Origin of the sequence: Streptococcus sp. 9903, from assembly GCF_013276625.1 — a bacterium.
Classification (GTDB): Bacteria; Bacillota; Bacilli; order Lactobacillales; family Streptococcaceae; genus Streptococcus.
In genome coordinates this window covers 1-18,938 of sequence record NZ_VMLI01000015.1, presented here as the reverse complement: position 1 = coordinate 18,938, position 18,938 = coordinate 1, and the positions used below count along the sequence as shown (strand labels likewise).

Annotated in this window: 11 protein-coding genes, 1 tRNA gene and 3 pseudogenes; 10 read left to right on the top strand and 5 right to left on the bottom strand. The window is 41.0% G+C overall.

From position 1 onward, the window contains the following. Nucleotides 1-28: 28 nt before the first annotated feature. The 5 genes from HT696_RS06945 (at nucleotide 29) to HT696_RS06925 (ending at nucleotide 4,096) form a co-directional block, all read left to right on the top strand. Nucleotides 29-259, top strand: a complete 231-nt coding sequence (locus tag HT696_RS06945) for a DUF1146 family protein (protein WP_014017351.1) — start codon at nucleotides 29-31, stop codon at nucleotides 257-259. 23 nt (nucleotides 260-282) lie between these two features. Further along, the gene (gene murA / locus HT696_RS06940; protein WP_173283473.1) at nucleotides 283-1,566 is read left to right on the top strand and encodes a UDP-N-acetylglucosamine 1-carboxyvinyltransferase; all 1,284 of its coding nucleotides are present in this window, start codon (nucleotides 283-285) and stop codon (nucleotides 1,564-1,566) included. Next, nucleotides 1,559-1,747 (top strand): DNA-directed RNA polymerase subunit beta, encoded by a 189-nt coding sequence (locus HT696_RS06935; protein ID WP_166727520.1) that lies wholly within the window; start codon nucleotides 1,559-1,561, stop codon nucleotides 1,745-1,747. The genes murA and HT696_RS06935 overlap by 8 nt, the downstream gene beginning before the upstream one ends. A 38-nt stretch (nucleotides 1,748-1,785) precedes the next feature. Beyond that, nucleotides 1,786-2,610, top strand: coding sequence for a DNA/RNA non-specific endonuclease (locus HT696_RS06930; RefSeq protein ID WP_173283472.1), 825 nt, complete (start codon nucleotides 1,786-1,788; stop codon nucleotides 2,608-2,610). A gap of 154 nt (nucleotides 2,611-2,764) precedes the next feature. Continuing rightward, on the top strand, nucleotides 2,765-4,096 hold the full coding sequence (locus tag HT696_RS06925; protein ID WP_173283471.1) for a hemolysin family protein: 1,332 nt from the start codon (nucleotides 2,765-2,767) through the stop codon (nucleotides 4,094-4,096). A gap of 188 nt (nucleotides 4,097-4,284) precedes the next feature. On the opposite strand, the gene HT696_RS06920 is transcribed toward HT696_RS06925, so the two are convergent. Next, nucleotides 4,285-4,355: transfer RNA gene (locus HT696_RS06920), tRNA-Cys, on the bottom strand. A gap of 415 nt (nucleotides 4,356-4,770) precedes the next feature. Here HT696_RS06920 and rpoB point away from each other — a divergent pair. From rpoB to ndk, 3 genes and pseudogenes are all read left to right on the top strand, one after another. Beyond that, on the top strand, nucleotides 4,771-8,382 hold the full coding sequence (rpoB, locus tag HT696_RS06915; protein WP_173282559.1) for a DNA-directed RNA polymerase subunit beta: 3,612 nt from the start codon (nucleotides 4,771-4,773) through the stop codon (nucleotides 8,380-8,382). Between the two features lie 32 nt (nucleotides 8,383-8,414). After that, nucleotides 8,415-12,092 (top strand): DNA-directed RNA polymerase subunit beta', encoded by a 3,678-nt coding sequence (gene rpoC / locus HT696_RS06910; protein WP_000228745.1) that lies wholly within the window; start codon nucleotides 8,415-8,417, stop codon nucleotides 12,090-12,092. A 222-nt stretch (nucleotides 12,093-12,314) separates the two neighbouring features. Further along, nucleotides 12,315-12,728: pseudogene (ndk, locus tag HT696_RS06905) on the top strand (nucleoside-diphosphate kinase). A 628-nt stretch (nucleotides 12,729-13,356) separates the two neighbouring features. Here the strand turns inward: ndk and HT696_RS10760 are convergent. From HT696_RS10760 to HT696_RS10855, 4 genes and pseudogenes are all read right to left on the bottom strand, one after another. Continuing rightward, a pseudogene (locus tag HT696_RS10760) lies at nucleotides 13,357-13,514 on the bottom strand (competence protein ComA); the annotation flags it as partial. A gap of 140 nt (nucleotides 13,515-13,654) precedes the next feature. Next, a complete protein-coding gene (locus tag HT696_RS06895; protein ID WP_000571431.1) occupies nucleotides 13,655-14,287 on the bottom strand; it encodes an ABC transporter ATP-binding protein in 633 nt (210 codons plus the stop codon). 1 nt (nucleotide 14,288) lies between these two features. Then, nucleotides 14,289-16,304, bottom strand: a complete 2,016-nt coding sequence (locus HT696_RS06890) for a DUF1430 domain-containing protein (RefSeq protein ID WP_173283470.1) — start codon at nucleotides 16,302-16,304, stop codon at nucleotides 14,289-14,291. 444 nt (nucleotides 16,305-16,748) lie between these two features. Continuing rightward, a pseudogene (locus tag HT696_RS10855) lies at nucleotides 16,749-16,900 on the bottom strand (PhrA family quorum-sensing system peptide). Between the two features lie 205 nt (nucleotides 16,901-17,105). Here HT696_RS10855 and HT696_RS06885 point away from each other — a divergent pair. Both HT696_RS06885 and HT696_RS06880 read left to right on the top strand, forming a co-directional pair. After that, a complete protein-coding gene (locus HT696_RS06885; protein WP_173283469.1) occupies nucleotides 17,106-17,969 on the top strand; it encodes a helix-turn-helix transcriptional regulator in 864 nt (287 codons plus the stop codon). A gap of 305 nt (nucleotides 17,970-18,274) precedes the next feature. Next, complete coding sequence (locus HT696_RS06880; RefSeq protein WP_049532500.1) at nucleotides 18,275-18,895, top strand: hypothetical protein; 621 nt, start codon at nucleotides 18,275-18,277, stop codon at nucleotides 18,893-18,895. Nucleotides 18,896-18,938 lie beyond the last annotated feature (43 nt).

Genomic DNA, 18,938 nt, shown 5'->3' with positions numbered 1-18,938 from the left:
CAAACAGAGAAGATGGTATAATAGTCAAATGGTTCAATTATTATTCACTCTAAGCAGTCACATGCTCTTTATCTATGTGAGTTTTTACCTTTTAAAGGATCTTGTTAGATGGGAAAAGGTTTTAAAAGTGACAGATGAGAATACAAGAAAAGTTCGTTTATTAGTAGCCTTTTTTAGCATTGTCATGGGCTACATCCTGAGTTCTTTCTTTATCAGCCTATATCAGTTGTGGCAAGAAGCGCTTAGAGGACTATTATAAAATCAAGAGTAAAGGAAACGAGTATGGACAAAATTGTGGTTCAAGGTGGCGATAATCGTCTGGTAGGAAGTGTAACCATCGAAGGAGCAAAGAATGCAGTCTTGCCCTTGTTGGCAGCGACTATTCTAGCAAGTGAAGGAAAGACAGTCTTACAGAATGTACCGATCTTGTCGGATGTCTTTATTATGAATCAGGTAGTTGGTGGTTTGAATGCCAAGGTAGATTTTGATGAGGAAGCCCATCTTGTTGAGGTGGATGCTACTGGCGACATCACTGAGGAAGCCCCTTATAAGTATGTCAGCAAGATGCGCGCCTCCATTGTTGTATTAGGGCCAATCCTTGCCCGTGTGGGTCATGCCAAGGTATCCATGCCAGGTGGTTGTACGATTGGTAGTCGCCCTATTGATCTTCATTTGAAAGGTCTAGAAGCTATGGGGGCTAAGATTAGTCAGACAGCTGGTTATATCGAAGCCAAGGCTGATCGCTTACATGGTGCCCATATCTATATGGACTTTCCAAGTGTTGGTGCTACGCAGAACTTGATGATGGCAGCGACTCTAGCTGATGGGGTGACAGTGATTGAAAATGCAGCGCGTGAGCCTGAGATTGTTGACCTAGCCATTCTCCTTAATGAAATGGGAGCCAAGGTCAAAGGTGCTGGTACAGAGACTATTACTATTACCGGTGTTGAGAAACTTCATGGTACGACTCACAATGTAGTCCAAGACCGTATCGAAGCCGGAACCTTTATGGTAGCTGCTGCCATGACTGGTGGTGATGTCTTGATTCGAGACGCTGTTTGGGAGCACAACCGTCCCTTGATTGCCAAATTGCTTGAAATGGGAGTGGAAGTGACGGAGGAAACTGAAGGCATTCGCGTTCGCTCTCAACTAGAAAATCTAAAAGCTGTCCATGTGAAAACCTTGCCCCACCCAGGATTTCCAACAGATATGCAGGCTCAATTTACAGCCTTGATGACCGTCGCAAAAGGGGAATCAACTATGGTGGAGACAGTTTTCGAAAATCGTTTCCAACACCTAGAAGAGATGCGCCGCATGGGCTTGCATTCTGAGATTATCCGTGATACAGCTCGTATTGTTGGTGGTCAACCTTTGCAGGGGGCAGAAGTTCTTTCTACTGACCTTCGTGCCAGCGCAGCCTTGATTTTGACAGGTTTGGTAGCGCAAGGAGAAACCGTTGTCGGTAAATTGGTTCACTTGGATAGAGGTTATTACCGTTTCCATGAGAAGTTGGCGCAGCTAGGTGCTAAGATTCAGCGGATTGAGGCAAATGATGAAGATGAATAAGAAATCAAGTTATGTAATCAAGCGTTTACTTCTAGTCATTTTGGTACTGGTTTTAGGTGCTCTGGCTCTAGGAATCGGTCTAATGGTCGGTTATGGAATCTTGGGCAAGGGTCAAGATCCATGGGCTATCCTGTCTCCAGCAAAATGGCAGGAATTGATTCATAAATTTACAGGAAATTAGGCTGGGAGACCAGCCTTTTTCTAAAGATAAGGAGAAATATGAACAAAAAAACAAGACAGACACTGATTGGTTTGCTAGTGTTATTGCTCTTATCTGCGGGGAGCTATTATATTAAGCAGACTGAACTAGGCAATCAGGCTGCTAAGACAAAAATGAGTCAGAAAAGTCAATCACCAGACGCGCCTGGTCAAGAATTGGCAGAAAGTGTCTTAACAGATGCAGTCAAGAGTCAAATAAAAGGGAGTCTGGAGTGGAATGGATCGGGTGCTTTTATCGTCAATGGTAATAAAACAAATCTAAATGCTAAGATTTCAAGTAAGCCCTACGCTGATAATAAAACAAAGACAGTGGGCAAGGAAACAGTGCCAATCGTAGCTAATGCCCTCTTGTCTAAGGCCACTCGTCAGTACAAGAATCGTGAAGAAACTGGGAATGGTTCAACTTCTTGGACTCCTCCAGGCTGGCATCAGGTTAAGAATCTAAAGGGTACTTATACCCATGCGGTCGATAGAGGTCACTTGTTAGGCTATGCCTTAATCGGTGGTTTGGATGGTTTTGATGCCTCAACAAGCAATCCCAAAAATATTGCTGTTCAGACAGCATGGGCAAATCAGGCACAAGCCGAGGATTCGACTGGTCAAAACTACTATGAAAGTAAGGTGCGTAAAGCCTTAGACCAAAACAAGCGTGTCCGTTACCGTGTAACCCTTTACTACGCTTCGAACGAGGATTTAGTTCCTTCAGCTTCACAGATTGAAGCCAAGTCTTCAGACGGAGAATTGGAATTCAATGTTCTAGTTCCCAATGTTCAAAAGGGGCTTCAACTGGATTACCGAACTGGAGAAGTCACTGTTACTCAGTAAAATACAAAATAAACTCCTATGTCACTTGTGGATGTAGGGGTTCTTTTTTGGACAATTTAAGTAGAACTAGAATAGACACTGAGAAAAAATAATATGTACTGAGCTAATTTTTGTGATATAATAAGTGACAAGATACTATTTTAGGAGAAGAACTATGGAAGACCCAAGTAGTCAGAATTTGTTGCTACAATTTGTTTTATTGTTTATCTTGACGGTATTAAATGCCTTTTTCTCAGCCACAGAAATGGCCATGGTTTCTCTTAATCGTGCCCGAGTTGAACAAAAGGCGGAAGAAGGAGACAGACGCTACATCCGCCTGCTGAAGGTACTAGAAAATCCTAACCACTTTTTATCAACCATTCAGGTAGGAATCACCCTAATTACAATCTTATCAGGGGCGAGTTTAGCTGATACTCTAGGACGTGTGATTGCCTCTTGGCTTGGGAATGGCGAAACAGCACAAGCCGTGGCAACTTTTCTATCCTTGGCATTTTTGACCTATATTTCCATCGTTTTTGGGGAATTATATCCTAAGAGAATCGCTCTTAATCTAAAGGATGCCTTGGCCATTCGTACAGCGCCGGTTATCATTGGGATCGGAAAACTAGTCAGTCCTTTTGTTTGGCTTTTAGCTGCTTCGACCAATTTCTTGAGTCGTTTGACTCCTATGTCATTCGATGATGCGGATGAAAAGATGACCCGTGATGAAATTGCCTATATGTTGACAAATAGTGAAGAAACATTGGATGCTGATGAGATTGAGATGCTACAAGGTGTCTTTTCGCTCGATGAACTGATGGCACGAGAGGTTATGGTTCCTCGAACGGATGCCTTTATGGTGGATATTCAGGATGATAGTCAAGCCATTATCCAAAGTATTTTAAAACAAAATTATTCTCGTATCCCGGTTTATGATGGGGATAAGGATAACGTGATTGGCATCATTCACACCAAGAGTCTCCTTAAGGCTGGTTTTGTGGACGGTTTTGATAATATTGTTTGGAAGAAAATCTTACAAGATCCACTTTTTGTACCTGAAACTATTTTTGTGGATGACTTGCTAAAAGAATTGCGAAATACCCAAAGACAAATGGCAATCTTGCTGGATGAATACGGTGGGATGGCTGGTTTGGTGACTTTGGAAGACCTCTTAGAGGAAATTGTTGGTGAAATTGATGATGAAACGGACAAAGCAGCAATAGATGTTCATCAGATTGGTGAGGATACCTACATTGTTCAAGGAACTATGACCCTCAATGATTTCAATAATTACTTTGATGTTGAACTGGAAAGTGATGACGTTGATACCATCGCTGGTTATTATTTGACAGGAATTGGAACCATTCCAACGACTGAGAAACTCAGCTATGAATTGGTCAGCCAAAACAAACAACTTATCTTAACCAATGATAAAGTGAAAAATGGACGTGTTACCAAGGTAAAAGTCCAGATCACAGAAGTCGAAATAGAAGAAGAAACAGAGTAAACTAGAGGCTTTTGTCACCATACGTGACGAAGCTTTTTTCAGTTGATTTCATGAGGGAATTATGTCATGGAAAGAACTTTGCCCCAAAAGTTTTTTAAAATTATCCGTATTTATCCGAAGAAAAAAATAAAAAAGCCCTGCAAATTGGGCTTTCTGTTCATTTGAAACCTGATAAATCAGGTTATAGAAGGCGGTAGACGGATTTGAACCGACGATCAAGCTTTTGCAGAGCCGTGCCTTACCACTTGGCTATACCGCCTTAACGTTTCTTATTATACCTTGAAAATGATTTTCAGTCAATAGCTTTTTCAGTTTTTTGTACCATAGTGTGATTCGAATGTGATGCCAAGTTTTCTATGGAAAAAAATTACCAAAAACCTACTGAATCCCCTTGAAAAATCTAGCTAAATAGGGTATAATATGAGTAATCATTTGTCGTAGGTTTTGTCTGAAATATTGTCCAGACAAGGCTCACAGCAGTTAAATCTTCTGAAAAAGTCAGATTTAGCTGCTCTTTTTGTGCTTTTTTTCAGGATTTTGAGTGCTTGTAACAAAGACTTAAAGATTCTGAAAATTTATCAAAGGGACACGGTGATAGGGGTTTTTAAAACCATATGACGATTAGAAAAGCCTGATTGACAAGGCTTGGAACTTATTTACAAAGGAGAATCATCTTGGCAGGACATGACGTTCAATACGGGAAACATCGTACCCGTCGTAGTTTTTCAAGAATCAAAGAAGTTCTTGACTTACCAAATTTGATTGAAATTCAAACTGACTCATTCAAAGATTTCCTAGACCATGGTCTTAAGGAAGTGTTTGAAGATGTATTGCCAATTTCAAACTTCACAGACACAATGGAGTTGGAATTTGTTGGATATGAAATCAAGGAACCAAAATACACGCTAGAAGAAGCTCGTATCCACGATGCTAGCTATTCAGCACCAATTTTTGTAACCTTCCGCTTAATCAATAAAGAAACAGGCGAAATCAAGACCCAAGAAGTTTTCTTTGGTGATTTCCCAATCATGACAGAAATGGGTACTTTCATCATCAATGGTGGTGAGCGTATCATCGTATCTCAGTTGGTCCGTTCACCAGGTGTTTACTTTAACGATAAAGTTGATAAGAACGGTAAAGTGGGCTACGGTTCAACGGTTATCCCTAACCGTGGAGCTTGGTTGGAACTTGAAAGCGACTCAAAAGATATCGCCTACACTCGTATCGATCGTACTCGTAAGATTCCATTTACAACCTTGGTTCGTGCGCTTGGTTTTTCAGGAGATGATGAAATCTTTGATATCTTTGGTGACAGCGAATTGGTTCGCAACACTGTTGAAAAAGATATTCATAAGAACCCAATGGACTCTCGTACAGACGAAGCTTTGAAAGAAATCTACGAACGCCTTCGTCCAGGTGAGCCTAAGACTGCTGAAAGCTCACGTAGCTTACTTGTAGCTCGTTTCTTTGACCCACGTCGCTATGACTTAGCAGCAGTTGGTCGTTACAAGATCAATAAAAAACTCAATGTTAAAACACGTTTGCTTAATCAAACCATTGCAGAGCCATTGGTAGACCCTGAAACTGGAGAAATCTTGGTAGAAGCTGGTACAATCATGACTCGTAGTGTGATTGAAAGCATTGAAAGCCATTTGGATGGCGACTTGAACAAGATTGTCTACATTCCAAATGATGCAGCGGTTGTGACTGAGCCAGTTGTTCTTCAAAAGTTCAAGGTTGTTGCACCAACGGATCCAGACCGTGTCGTAACAATCATCGGTAATGCCAATCCAGATGACAAGGTTCGTACGGTGACTCCTGCAGATATCCTTGCTGAGATGAGCTACTTCCTCAACTTGGCTGAAGGACTTGGCCGTGTAGATGATATCGACCACCTTGGAAACCGTCGTATTCGTGCGGTTGGGGAATTGCTTGCCAACCAAGTACGCCTTGGACTTTCTCGTATGGAACGTAATGTCCGTGAACGTATGTCTGTTCAGGATAATGAAGTCTTGACACCACAACAAATTATCAATATCCGTCCTGTAACAGCTGCGGTTAAAGAATTCTTTGGTTCATCACAGTTGTCACAGTTCATGGACCAACACAACCCACTTTCTGAGTTGTCTCACAAACGCCGTTTGTCAGCCTTAGGACCTGGTGGTTTGACACGTGACCGTGCTGGATATGAAGTACGTGACGTGCACTACACTCACTACGGCCGTATGTGTCCAATCGAGACACCTGAAGGACCTAACATCGGTTTGATTAACAACTTGTCATCTTACGGACATTTGAACAAGTATGGTTTTGTTCAAACACCATACCGTAAGGTTGACCGTGAAACAGGCGTTGTTACGAACGAAATCGTTTGGTTGACAGCCGATGAAGAAGATGAATATACTGTGGCTCAGGCTAATTCTCGTCTGAATGAAGATGGAACCTTCGCTGAGAAAGTTGTCATGGGACGTCACCAAGGGGTCAACCAAGAGTATCCAGCTAATGTTGTTGACTATATGGACGTATCACCAAAACAGGTAGTTGCCGTTGCGACGGCATGTATTCCTTTCTTGGAAAACGATGACTCCAACCGTGCCCTCATGGGAGCCAACATGCAACGTCAGGCTGTGCCATTGATCAATCCTCAAGCACCTTACGTTGGTACTGGTATGGAATACCAAGCAGCCCACGACTCTGGAGCGGCTGTGATTGCTCAGTATGATGGTAAAGTTACTTACGCAGATGCTGACAAGGTAGAAGTTCGTCGTGAAGATGGTTCATTGGACGTTTACCACATCCAAAAATTCCGTCGTTCAAACTCAGGTACTGCCTACAACCAACGTACTCTTGTAAAAGTTGGCGATGTCGTTGAAAAAGGCGATTTCATTGCTGACGGACCTTCTATGGAAAATGGAGAAATGGCGCTTGGACAAAACCCAATCGTTGCCTACATGACTTGGGAAGGTTACAACTTCGAGGATGCTGTTATCATGAGCGAACGCTTGGTGAAAGACGATGTCTACACATCTGTCCACCTTGAAGAATACGAATCAGAAACACGCGATACAAAGCTTGGACCTGAAGAAATTACTCGTGAAATTCCAAATGTTGGGGAAGACGCTCTTAAAGACCTTGACGAAATGGGTATTATCCGTATCGGTGCTGAGGTTAAAGAAGGTGATATCCTTGTAGGTAAAGTAACACCTAAGGGTGAGAAAGACCTTTCAGCTGAAGAACGTCTCTTGCACGCTATTTTCGGAGACAAGTCTCGTGAAGTGCGCGACACTTCTCTTCGTGTACCACACGGTGCCGATGGTGTCGTTCGTGATGTTAAAATCTTTACACGTGCAAATGGAGATGAGTTGCAATCAGGTGTCAACATGCTGGTTCGCGTCTACATTGCTCAAAAACGTAAGATCAAGGTCGGAGATAAGATGGCCGGACGTCACGGAAATAAAGGGGTTGTCTCTCGTATCGTTCCTGTAGAAGACATGCCTTACCTTCCAGACGGAACTCCAGTCGATATCATGTTGAACCCCCTTGGGGTGCCATCACGTATGAATATCGGTCAGGTTATGGAGCTCCACCTTGGTATGGCGGCTCGTACTCTTGGTATCCACATTGCAACACCAGTCTTTGACGGAGCAAGTTCTGAAGACCTTTGGTCAACTGTTAAAGAAGCTGGTATGGATAGCGATGCCAAAACAATCCTTTACGATGGACGTACTGGGGAACCGTTTGATAACCGTGTTTCTGTCGGAGTCATGTACATGATCAAACTCCACCACATGGTTGATGATAAATTGCACGCACGTTCAGTCGGACCTTACTCAACTGTTACCCAACAACCACTCGGAGGTAAAGCTCAGTTTGGTGGACAACGTTTCGGTGAGATGGAGGTTTGGGCTCTTGAAGCTTACGGTGCGTCAAATGTCCTTCAAGAAATCTTGACTTACAAGTCTGACGATATTAACGGACGTTTGAAAGCTTATGAAGCTATTACAAAAGGAAAACCAATTCCAAAACCAGGTGTTCCAGAATCCTTCCGAGTTCTTGTCAAAGAATTGCAATCTCTTGGTCTTGACATGCGTGTCCTAGACGAAGATGACCAAGAAGTGGAACTTCGTGACTTGGATGAAGGAATGGACGAAGATGTCATCCACGTAGATGACCTTGAAAAAGCCCGCGAAAAAGCAGCACAAGAGGCTAAAGCAGCCTTTGAAGCTGAAGAAGCTGAGAAAGCAACAAAAGCGGAAGCAACAGAAGAAGCTGCTGAACAAGAATAAGCAGTTCACTTAGAATAGAAAGGGAAGAAATAGTGGTTGATGTAAATCGTTTTAAAAGTATGCAAATCACCCTAGCTTCTCCAAGCAAAGTCCGTTCATGGTCTTATGGAGAAGTCAAAAAACCTGAAACAATCAATTACCGTACCTTGAAACCAGAACGTGAAGGACTCTTTGATGAAGTTATCTTTGGTCCTACAAAAGACTGGGAATGTGCTTGTGGTAAGTACAAACGCATTCGTTACAGAGGGATTGTTTGTGACCGTTGTGGGGTTGAAGTAACGCGTACGAAAGTTCGTCGTGAGCGTATGGGGCACATCGAGTTGAAAGCTCCTGTATCTCATATCTGGTACTTCAAGGGGATTCCAAGCCGTATGGGCTTGACCCTTGATATGAGCCCTCGTGCCCTCGAGGAAGTTATCTACTTTGCGGCTTATGTGGTGATTGATCCCAAGGATACACCACTTGAACACAAGTCTATCATGACAGAACGCGAATACCGTGAGCGTTTGCGTGAGTATGGTTATGGATCATTCGTTGCCAAGATGGGTGCCGAAGCCATCCAAGACCTTTTAAAACAAGTAGATCTTGAAAAAGAAATTGCTGAACTCAAAGAAGAATTGAAAACAGCTACTGGACAAAAACGTGTCAAAGCCATCCGTCGTTTGGATGTTTTGGATGCCTTTTACAAGTCTGGAAACAAACCTGAATGGATGATTCTCAACATCCTTCCAGTTATTCCACCAGATCTTCGTCCAATGTTGCAGTTGGATGGTGGCCGTTTTGCCTCATCTGACTTGAATGACCTTTACCGCCGTGTTATCAACCGTAACAACCGTTTGGCTCGTTTACTTGAGTTGAATGCGCCTGGTATCATCGTTCAAAATGAGAAGCGTATGCTTCAAGAAGCGGTTGACGCTTTGATTGACAATGGTCGTCGTGGTCGTCCAATCACAGGACCAGGTAGCCGTCCACTGAAATCATTGAGCCACATGCTTAAAGGTAAACAAGGACGCTTCCGTCAAAACTTGCTCGGTAAACGTGTTGACTTCTCAGGACGTTCCGTTATCGCCGTTGGTCCAACTCTTAAGATGTACCAATGTGGTGTGCCACGTGAAATGGCGATCGAGCTCTTTAAACCATTCGTGATGCGTGAAATCGTTGCCCGTGATATCGTGCAAAACGTCAAAGCGGCTAAACGCTTGGTAGAACGCGGAGATGAGCGTATCTGGGATATCCTTGAAGAAGTGATCAAAGAACACCCAGTACTTTTGAACCGCGCACCGACCCTTCACCGTTTGGGGATCCAAGCCTTCGAGCCAGTCTTGATTGATGGTAAGGCCCTTCGCTTGCACCCGCTTGTCTGTGAAGCCTACAATGCCGACTTTGACGGGGACCAAATGGCCATCCACGTACCGCTTTCAGAAGAAGCTCAAGCAGAAGCTCGTATCTTGATGCTCGCTGCTGAGCATATCTTGAACCCGAAAGATGGTAAACCAGTTGTTACTCCATCTCAGGACATGGTTTTGGGTAACTACTATTTGACCATGGAAGAAGCTGGTCGTGAAGGCGAAGGAATGGTCTTCAAAGACCGTGACGAAGCGGTTATGGCTTACCGTAATGGTTATGTTCACCTTCACTCACGTGTTGGTATCGCAACAGATAGCCTCAACAAACCTTGGACAGAAGAGCAAAAACACAAGGTCTTGCTTACAACAGTTGGTAAAATCCTCTTCAACGACATCATGCCAGAGGGTCTACCATACTTGCAAGAACCAAACAATGCCAACTTGACAGAAGGCGTTCCAGCTAAATACTTCTTGCCACTTGGTGGAGATATCAAGGAAGCTATCAGCAATCTTGAACTTAACCCTCCATTCAAAAAGAAAAATCTTGGAAATATCATCGCTGAAATCTTCAAACGTTTCCGTACGACAGAAACTTCTGCCCTACTTGACCGCATGAAGAACCTCGGTTACCACCACTCAACTCTTGCAGGATTGACAGTGGGTATTGCCGATATCCCAGTCGTTGACGACAAGGCTGAAATCATTGAAGAATCACACAAACGTGTAGAACAAATCACCAAACAATTCCGTCGTGGTATGATCACAGACGACGAGCGTTACAATGCTGTTACAGCTGAATGGCGTGCTGCCCGTGAAAAACTTGAGAAACGCTTGATTGCCAACCAAGATCCTAAGAACCCAATCGTTATGATGATGGACTCTGGAGCCCGCGGTAATATCTCAAACTTCTCACAGCTTGCCGGTATGCGTGGTCTGATGGCTGCTCCGAACGGACGCATCATGGAATTACCAATCCTTTCAAACTTCCGTGAAGGTTTGTCAGTACTCGAAATGTTCTTCTCAACTCACGGTGCCCGTAAAGGTATGACCGATACGGCCCTTAAGACAGCCGACTCAGGTTACTTGACTCGTCGTTTGGTTGACGTTGCCCAAGACGTTATCATCCGTGAGGACGACTGTGGAACAGATCGTGGTCTCTTGATCCGCTCTATCGCAGAAGGAAAAGAAATGATCGAGTCACTCGAAGAGCGTCTCAATGGTCGTTACACTAAGAAAACTGTTAAACATCCAGAAACTGGTGCAGTGATTATCGGTCCAAATGAGTTGATTACAGAAGACAAGGCGCGTGAAATTGTCAATGCTGGTGTAGAAGAAGTAACTATCCGTTCCGTATTTACATGTAACACTCGTCACGGTGTCTGCCGTCACTGTTACGGTATCAACTTGGCGACTGGTGATGCGGTTGAAGTTGGTGAAGCAGTTGGTACAATCGCTGCCCAATCTATCGGGGAACCTGGTACACAGCTTACAATGCGTACCTTCCACACGGGTGGGGTTGCCTCAAATACCGACATCACTCAGGGTCTTCCTCGTGTCCAAGAAATCTTTGAAGCTCGCAATCCTAAAGGGGAAGCGGTTATCACAGAGGTTAAAGGACAGGTTACAGCTATCGAAGAAGATGCATCAACTCGTACTAAGAAAGTCTTTGTTAAGGGTGAAACTGGCGAAGGTGAATACGTCGTTCCATTTACAGCTCGTATGCGTGTTGAAGTTGGAGACCAAGTAGCGCGTGGTGCTGCTCTTACAGAAGGTTCTATCCAACCCAAACGTCTCCTTGCAGTTCGCGATGTCTTGTCAGTTGAAACTTACCTTCTCGGTGAAGTACAAAAAGTTTACCGTAGCCAAGGGGTAGAAATCGGTGACAAACACATCGAGGTAATGGTTCGTCAAATGATCCGTAAAGTCCGTGTCATGGATCCAGGTGACACAGATCTTCTCATGGGTACCCTCATGGATATCAATGACTTTACAGATGCCAACAAAGATGTCCTTATCGCAGGTGGAGTTCCAGCGACAGGTCGCCCAGTTCTTATGGGAATTACCAAAGCATCACTTGAAACCAACAGTTTCTTGTCAGCGGCTTCCTTTCAGGAAACAACTCGTGTCCTTACTGACGCAGCTATCCGCGGTAAGAAAGACCATCTCCTTGGACTTAAAGAAAATGTTATCATCGGTAAGATCATCCCAGCAGGTACTGGTATGGCCCGTTACCGTAACCTTGAACCACATGCTATCAACGAAGAAGAATACCTTAACCCTCCAGTAGAGGAAGAAGGAAATGAAGAAACAACAGAAGTAGTTGTGGATGCTGCCGTTGAAACTGTGGAAGAAACAGTAGAATAAAAGAGAATGAGAGAGCCTTCGGGTTCTCTTTCTCTTTTCTGAAAACTTTCTCCATTTTTCCATGAAATGTGGTAAAATAGTACTCAATGAAAATCAAAGAGCAAACTAGGAAACTAGCCGCAGGTTGCTCAAAGCACTGCTTTGAGGTTGCAGATAGAGTTGACGTAGTTTGAAGAGATTTTCGAAGAGTATAAAAGAAAGAAGCTGACAAAGGAGACAGGTATGGAACAAACATTTTTTATCATCAAACCAGACGGTGTAAAAAGAGGGCTAGTTGGTGAAGTGTTGAAACGCATCGAACAACGTGGATTTACAATCTAAAAATTGGAGTTGCGTACAAAGGTTTCAGAAGAGTTGATTGACCAGCACTATCAGGACTTGGTTGGTCAAAGTTTTTACCCACCGATTCGTGAATTTATGACTTCAGGACCGGTTCTTGTGGGCATCATTTCTGGTCCCAAAGTAATTGAAACGTGGCGGACTATGATGGGGGCGACTCGTCCAGAAGAAGCTTTACCAGGAACGATTCGAGGTGATTTTGCAAAAGCTGCTGGAGAAAATGAGGTTATCCAAAATGTTGTACATGGTTCAGATTCAGAAGAGTCAGCTAAGCGAGAAATTGCTCTTTGGTTTTAAGAGTGGATTGGCTCAATCAATTGGTTAAAAGCTCATTTGAATAGAAAGTATAGTCAATTAGTTTAAGACATGACGCATAATATCAAATTTTTTAGTTTTTGATATGGTGCGTTTTTTGATTAAGTGACTATTAGTTCGTCTCGCTCCGTTAGGTGCGAGACAAAAAAACACCCGCTATGCGGGTGCGCGTCGAAGGTTATACCCAAAAAACTCCAAACGCGATACAATAAAGGTGTTCAAGTCAATTGTAAAGCGAAAGGAGAAAAATATGGCACAAAAGGTTCTTTTGTCCTGTTCTTGTTTCAATTGACTATATTTCTATACTTTTTCTTCCTTTCTCTGTGAAAATCGCAAGTTTTTCCCACCTTTTCTCAATACTGAAACAACATCTTTCCAGAACTTCAATAATTTCTTTTTGTGTTAAATCATTATTTAACTAAATCTTTGGAGGCAATACGTTTTCAAAGCTACTTTTTTACCATAGGTTTTGAGCCTTCAACACAGATTACTAAGCCAAAAATGCTCTAAATTTTTGAAATTCTAACAAATCCCACTCAACTTTATCATCATCTTTGACTTTCACAATATCTTCCTCAAAATAACATGGAATAAAGATAGTTTTCTTTTGAAACGGTTGTAGGAGGAAAATCTCTCCTACACTATTATTGATTCTGAGAGAAAATTGCAAAATATCATCTACCAAACTTTCAATTATTAAGATTTTTGCAGTTTATCTGAATTAGAATCGCAAGGCTTCTCAATAATATAATTGTCGAATTTTTTCATTCTAACTTCCTCTCCACTATTTCTTCCTTTATCAAGAAAAAGTTACCTCAATATTAATAAAGTACAATTCTAAATTAACTCCAATTATTGATTCATGATAATATTTCAGTAACTCATCGTGCAATTAAAAACAAGGATTTTTATTTCAGACGATCCATCGTGAACACTTCATCAGCCATCTCCCAAATTGCCGGATTATGTGTTGCGATAATGATTAGCCTATTATCATCTCGAAGAGATAGCAAAATCTCCATAATCAACTGAGAGGTTGCTGGATCTATTGAAGCTGTTGGCTCATCTGCCAGAATAAAGGGTGGATTCTTTAAGATAACTTTTGCCAAGGCAACCCGTTGCGATTCTCCGCCCGATAACTCAAAGATGCGCTTATCTAGGTCAAGATAATCCAGGCCGACCTGTTCTAAAGCCTGCTTCTGCCTCAACCGCCGTTCCGCCCGACTCAACTTTTGACCAATGAGACCTAGCTTAAGGTTTTCTTCAATACTTTGGTTTTCAATTAAGCCAAAGTTCTGGAAGAGGTAGCCCAATTCGTGACGGAAAAAATCACTCGATTTATAATTGGCCAAGTCTTTACCTCGGTAAAAAATCGTCCCATCATAAGATTCTAATTTCCCAATCATGTTCATCAAGGTTGTTTTTCCGCTACCACTTGAACCAATTAAGGCATAGACTTTTCCAGCCTCAAATGTCATTGAAAGATTCGAAAATAACTCTCGTTCTCCAAAAGATTTACTCACCTGTTTAAGTTCAATCATATTAACCTCCCTTCAAAACAAGCATGGACATCTTGTTTTCTTTCCGCATTTGGACATGTAACTGTAAAAGAGATAGACCAGTAAAGAGTAACGAGACTAAGAAAGCAACTACTATCTCTACCATAAGAAATACACTCGCAACAAATCCCAGTAAAAACACACCCAGTTGAGCAAAGAGATAAGTGCGATGGATTTCTAAGAACCTGAGACCTGCAATGCGTTTGATAAAAATGGCACGTCTAAATTCTTCAAAGTAGAGCCTATTCATAGTGTTAAACAACAAGATTGAAGTTGCAATCCCAAGCACAGCTCCTGCTAGCATTACCCAACGTTCCCTCTGGATATTATCCAATAATGTGATGTAGTTGTGGTAACCTGTTTGCATTTCTGAGACCCAATTTTCAATGCCTTGTCTCTGGATAAGCTCCTGGGCATCAGACAATTGATTAAAGAGAACGTAGTTCTGTACTGCGTCTACCCAAAACAAAATGGACTGTGGACCAGTTGATTGGGGTGTTATAACAATGATGATTGGATCTTTCAAAAACTGCTGGTAAGAAATAGGGGTCGTATTATACACAAAACGATCCTGACCTGATTCCAAATAACCTACCGTAGCAGTCATTTGCTGTCGTTCATCTCGACTAGACATGCGACTGGTTAAGTCGTCTTCAAAAACAGATTTATAATGTTCTTCCTCTGAACGGAGGTGTTCAGGCAGCAATAAGACAAACTCCCCTACATCAAGGTGATTCATCTTTTGCTCAATAGTTGTATCTACAGGAATGTTTTGACGCTCCAAGTATTGCGGTGTGACGATAAGGACATTGCCATTCGGGCTGTAATCGTGCCATTCTGTAGAGGTTGTCAAGTTTTTGGAGGAAGCCATGCCATTTTGCAAAGAACGGTCAATTAACTGGTGTCTAGATAAGAAAGCCTTTTTTTCTGAAACAGCCAAATCCATCAATTGATACCAAGTTCTGAGTTTCCTTTGAGCTTGTTCATCAAAACCAGGACCCGCTCCTTCACGGCTGAATGATAGGGTAATCAGTTGCCTTTCCTGGCTCCAAGCCTCTTGTCCAATCCGATGCTGTTGCCAGGCTTGGGAATACTTTAAGCTACTCCCTATTCCCAGCGTTACAATAATAATCGCTAATAGTTGACCAATTAAAATCAAACTAATGATTCCTCTGACAGGCACTTGCCCTTTTATAATCTGCATCAGGTGTATCTTTTTTATTCCAACTGCGAAGAGTTGAGCGAAAAACAGGGAGATCGACAACAAGATGAGATTATAACTGAGCAAGCCTTCTCCTATGGTCATTAGGGATTGCGTTGGAAGCGACAGAATTTTTTGCATAAGAATGGCGAGCACGCCAGCTAAACTGAAACCAACAGCTATCCCTTTCAAATCCTCACCAACTGGTCTAAGGAAAATGGACCACCGTTTCTCTCCTGAAATGAGGCGAATGCCCGACGACCGTAATTGGCTAATTTGACTAATTAAAGTCAGTGCTCCAAAGGTTAAGATGAAAATTAATAAACCGATTAACTGAAATCCGTTACTAAAGATAGCCATTAACGTAGATAGTTTAGATGGAATTATCAGGTGCATGTTAGTCAAGCCAAGTTGACTTAGCTCCTCCCTTAGCAAGTGAATATCTAGGTTTCCATCGAATACAAAATAGTTTGTTTCAACACTACTACTTTGAGCATCTTCTAGATTTTTTTCCTGTAGCCCATCAGGCAACTTTCCGTTCCCAAAGGTCGTATAAGAAAACACTGGAGTACCTTCTGAGTTAATATCCTGGTGTTGAATCGCAATAAAGCTATCCGTTTCTTCTGCTAGTTTTTCCAAGCGTGTAGCAACATGCTGAAAAGTTGTTTCAGGGGAAGAATCACGTACAACAACGTTGGGGTAATAATAGGAGACATATGTATCAGTCCAAATGGTAAATACCCAAACAAAGAACAAACTAGCAAGGAGGTTGGATATGAGTATAAATAATTTTTTCATAGTGCATTCCTTATTCTAAAACGGAGGGCAGAAATACCCCTGACCTCTATAAACTAACAAGCTTACTAAACTATTGATAAAAGAATCTTCTTCAATTATTCTTTACCATCCCGCATCAAAATTTTAACATATTATTCCTCCTCTGAATGAAATATTATGAAAATGAGCGAAATGCAACTACATATTTTAATTAGAAATCTCAGTCTGAATTATAGTATCCTATTTTTTCCTCCTTTCTAACTGCACGTTCCTTTCTACAGACAGAGACCTAATTTTATAAACCAATCTTAAATACTTTAGATTTTGTAACTCATAATTTTCAACAGTTGGTTAGCTATGAAAGCATTTTATCAAACATCTCCATTCTTATATCTATCTGGTATTGTTACAAGCTCTCATCAGAATACCTTTCTCTAAATAGTTGAATTTTAAAGTAATACGAAATCAATCAGTCTTCCCAACATCAAGACCATTGGACTTCTTTTGTGATTGGACTCGAATCTCCAATCGTTTATCCTTCTGAATAACTGTTGGTAAGGAATTGTGTTACTAAACGTAAAAACACCTAGTAATGCTAATATAGCTAATTTTTGAATTCCACGATTTTTTCATTCGTGAAACCCTTTTCTTTTTCGTTATCCTTATTTTAACAGATATATTTTATTTAGCCAAGTGTTTTTATTGCATTTTGAATTTTTTTTCTTATTATTACCGTAGAGAATTATTTATTTCTTTAACTTGCTATTTTGAACTAAAAATTTTATAATGAAATTAAGCAAATAGGAAGGTTTATTATCTTTAATGAATACACTCGCAGAGAAATTCAGATTGAAAAGAAAAGAGTTGAGACTCTCCCAACAAACTCTTGCAGAAGGAATTTGTGAACAAAGCCAGATTAGTAAAATTGAGAGAGGGCATTTCATTCCCTCCGCAGACCTTTTGTTCAAACTCTCACAACGACTTGAAGTGCCATTAGATTATTTTTTTAATGAACAAATTGAAATTAAATCTAATCTCTCTAATTTCAAGCAATTATCTGCTCGACTATTAGATGACAGAAATTATGACAATTTGGAATATATTTACAGAATAGAGATTGAACGAAGTACTTTTCTAACACTAGAAGACCGAACTTACCTTGAATGGATTAAAGCTATTATTGACTTCTATCAATATGACAGTAAGTGTGAGGCTATTTCTTCATTGGAAAATATATTATTAAAAGTCTCCTCAAATACTCTGATTTATTTAAAGGCGTTGAATACTCTATCTAATTTCTATTCCTTAGTGGGTCGTGAACAAGAATATGAGGCAAACTACTCTCATTTGATGGAGTTATATCAGACAAAAAATTTTGAGCATCAAGAGTTTTTATTTGGCTACATCAGAGTTCGTTACAACTACGCTCACTACCTAGTATCAAAGGAAAAATATAATGAAGCCATCCAAGAAGCTCTTGAGACGATTGAACTCTGTAAACAAAGACAGACAAGCTACCAACTGGCTCCTCTACTTATTCTTGTAGGAAATGCTGGAGCCAAATTTCTAGACAAAGAACAAGTCAAAAATTATTATATAGAAGCAAGAGAGTTATGTAAGATTTATAACAATCCTTTAATGTTGATGAAGATAGAAAATTATTTGAAGGAATTAGGTACTGTTTAGTTAATCTTGACATTATAGTTTTTCTGAAACGTTAAATAACCTGTAAGGCTGATAGTGAAATGAATACTATCAGCCTTATTTCAAGTTTATATTCTTCCAAAATCTCTTCAAACCACGTCAGCTCTACCTGCAACCTCAAAACAGTGTTTTGAGCAACCTGTGGCTAGCTTCCTAGTTTGCTCTTTGATTTTCATTGAGTATTAGTCTCTGGTGTTTGTTTAGCGTCTTAAAAAGACATTTGAGAAGATTAGAAACAGTTCTCTCTTTTCTCCTAGTATAATGATTGGTAGGAAGGGAGAGAAAAGATGAAATCAATGAGAATCTTATTTTTGTTAGCTTTAATTCAAATCAGTTTGAGTAGCTGTTTCCTATGGAAGGAATGCATCTTGTCCTTTAAACAAAGTACAGCTTTTTTCATCGGAAGTATGGTCTTTGTTTCAGGAATCTGTGCTGGAGTAAATTATCTTTATACCCGTAAGCAAGAGGTCCATAGTGTCCTAGCCAGTAAGCAGTCAGTGAAGCTTTTTTACAGTATCTTGCTCTTAATTAATTTGTTAGGAGCTGTTCTTGTCTTGTCAGATAACTTGTTCATTAAAAATACGCTGCAGCAAGAATTAGTTGACTTTTTATTGCCATCCTTCTTTTTCCTATTTGGACTAGATTTGCTGATTTTTTTACCCTTGAAAAAATACATGCGCGATTTGCTTGCTATGCTAGATAGAAAAAAGACAGTGTTGGTGACTATTTTAGCAACACTTCTTTTCTTAAGAAATCCAATGACCATTGTCTCTCTTCTGATTTATATTGGACTGGGTTTGTTTTTTGCAGCCTATCTTGTCCCAAATTCTGTTAAAAAGGAAGTTTCCTTTTATGGTCATATTTTCCGAGATCTTGTATTGGTCATTGCTACGCTCATTTTCTTTTAGAGAAAGCCTGTTTTTATGGATGTTATGGTAAATTCCCAAACTA

What these genes read in the sequence shown, in the direction of transcription:
- HT696_RS06945 (WP_014017351.1), top strand. Translation starts at nt 29, where the DNA reads ATGGTTCAATTATTATTCACTCTAAGCAGTCACATGCTCTTTATCTAT.
- murA (WP_173283473.1), top strand. Translation starts at nt 283, where the DNA reads ATGGACAAAATTGTGGTTCAAGGTGGCGATAATCGTCTGGTAGGAAGT.
- HT696_RS06935 (WP_166727520.1), top strand. Translation starts at nt 1,559, where the DNA reads ATGAATAAGAAATCAAGTTATGTAATCAAGCGTTTACTTCTAGTCATT.
- HT696_RS06930 (WP_173283472.1), top strand. Translation starts at nt 1,786, where the DNA reads ATGAACAAAAAAACAAGACAGACACTGATTGGTTTGCTAGTGTTATTG.
- HT696_RS06925 (WP_173283471.1), top strand. Translation starts at nt 2,765, where the DNA reads ATGGAAGACCCAAGTAGTCAGAATTTGTTGCTACAATTTGTTTTATTG.
- HT696_RS06895 (WP_000571431.1), bottom strand. Translation starts at nt 14,287, where the DNA reads ATGATTGAACTTAAACAGGTGAGTAAATCTTTTGGAGAACGAGAGTTA.
- HT696_RS06890 (WP_173283470.1), bottom strand. Translation starts at nt 16,304, where the DNA reads ATGAAAAAATTATTTATACTCATATCCAACCTCCTTGCTAGTTTGTTC.
- HT696_RS06885 (WP_173283469.1), top strand. Translation starts at nt 17,106, where the DNA reads ATGAATACACTCGCAGAGAAATTCAGATTGAAAAGAAAAGAGTTGAGA.
- HT696_RS06880 (WP_049532500.1), top strand. Translation starts at nt 18,275, where the DNA reads ATGAAATCAATGAGAATCTTATTTTTGTTAGCTTTAATTCAAATCAGT.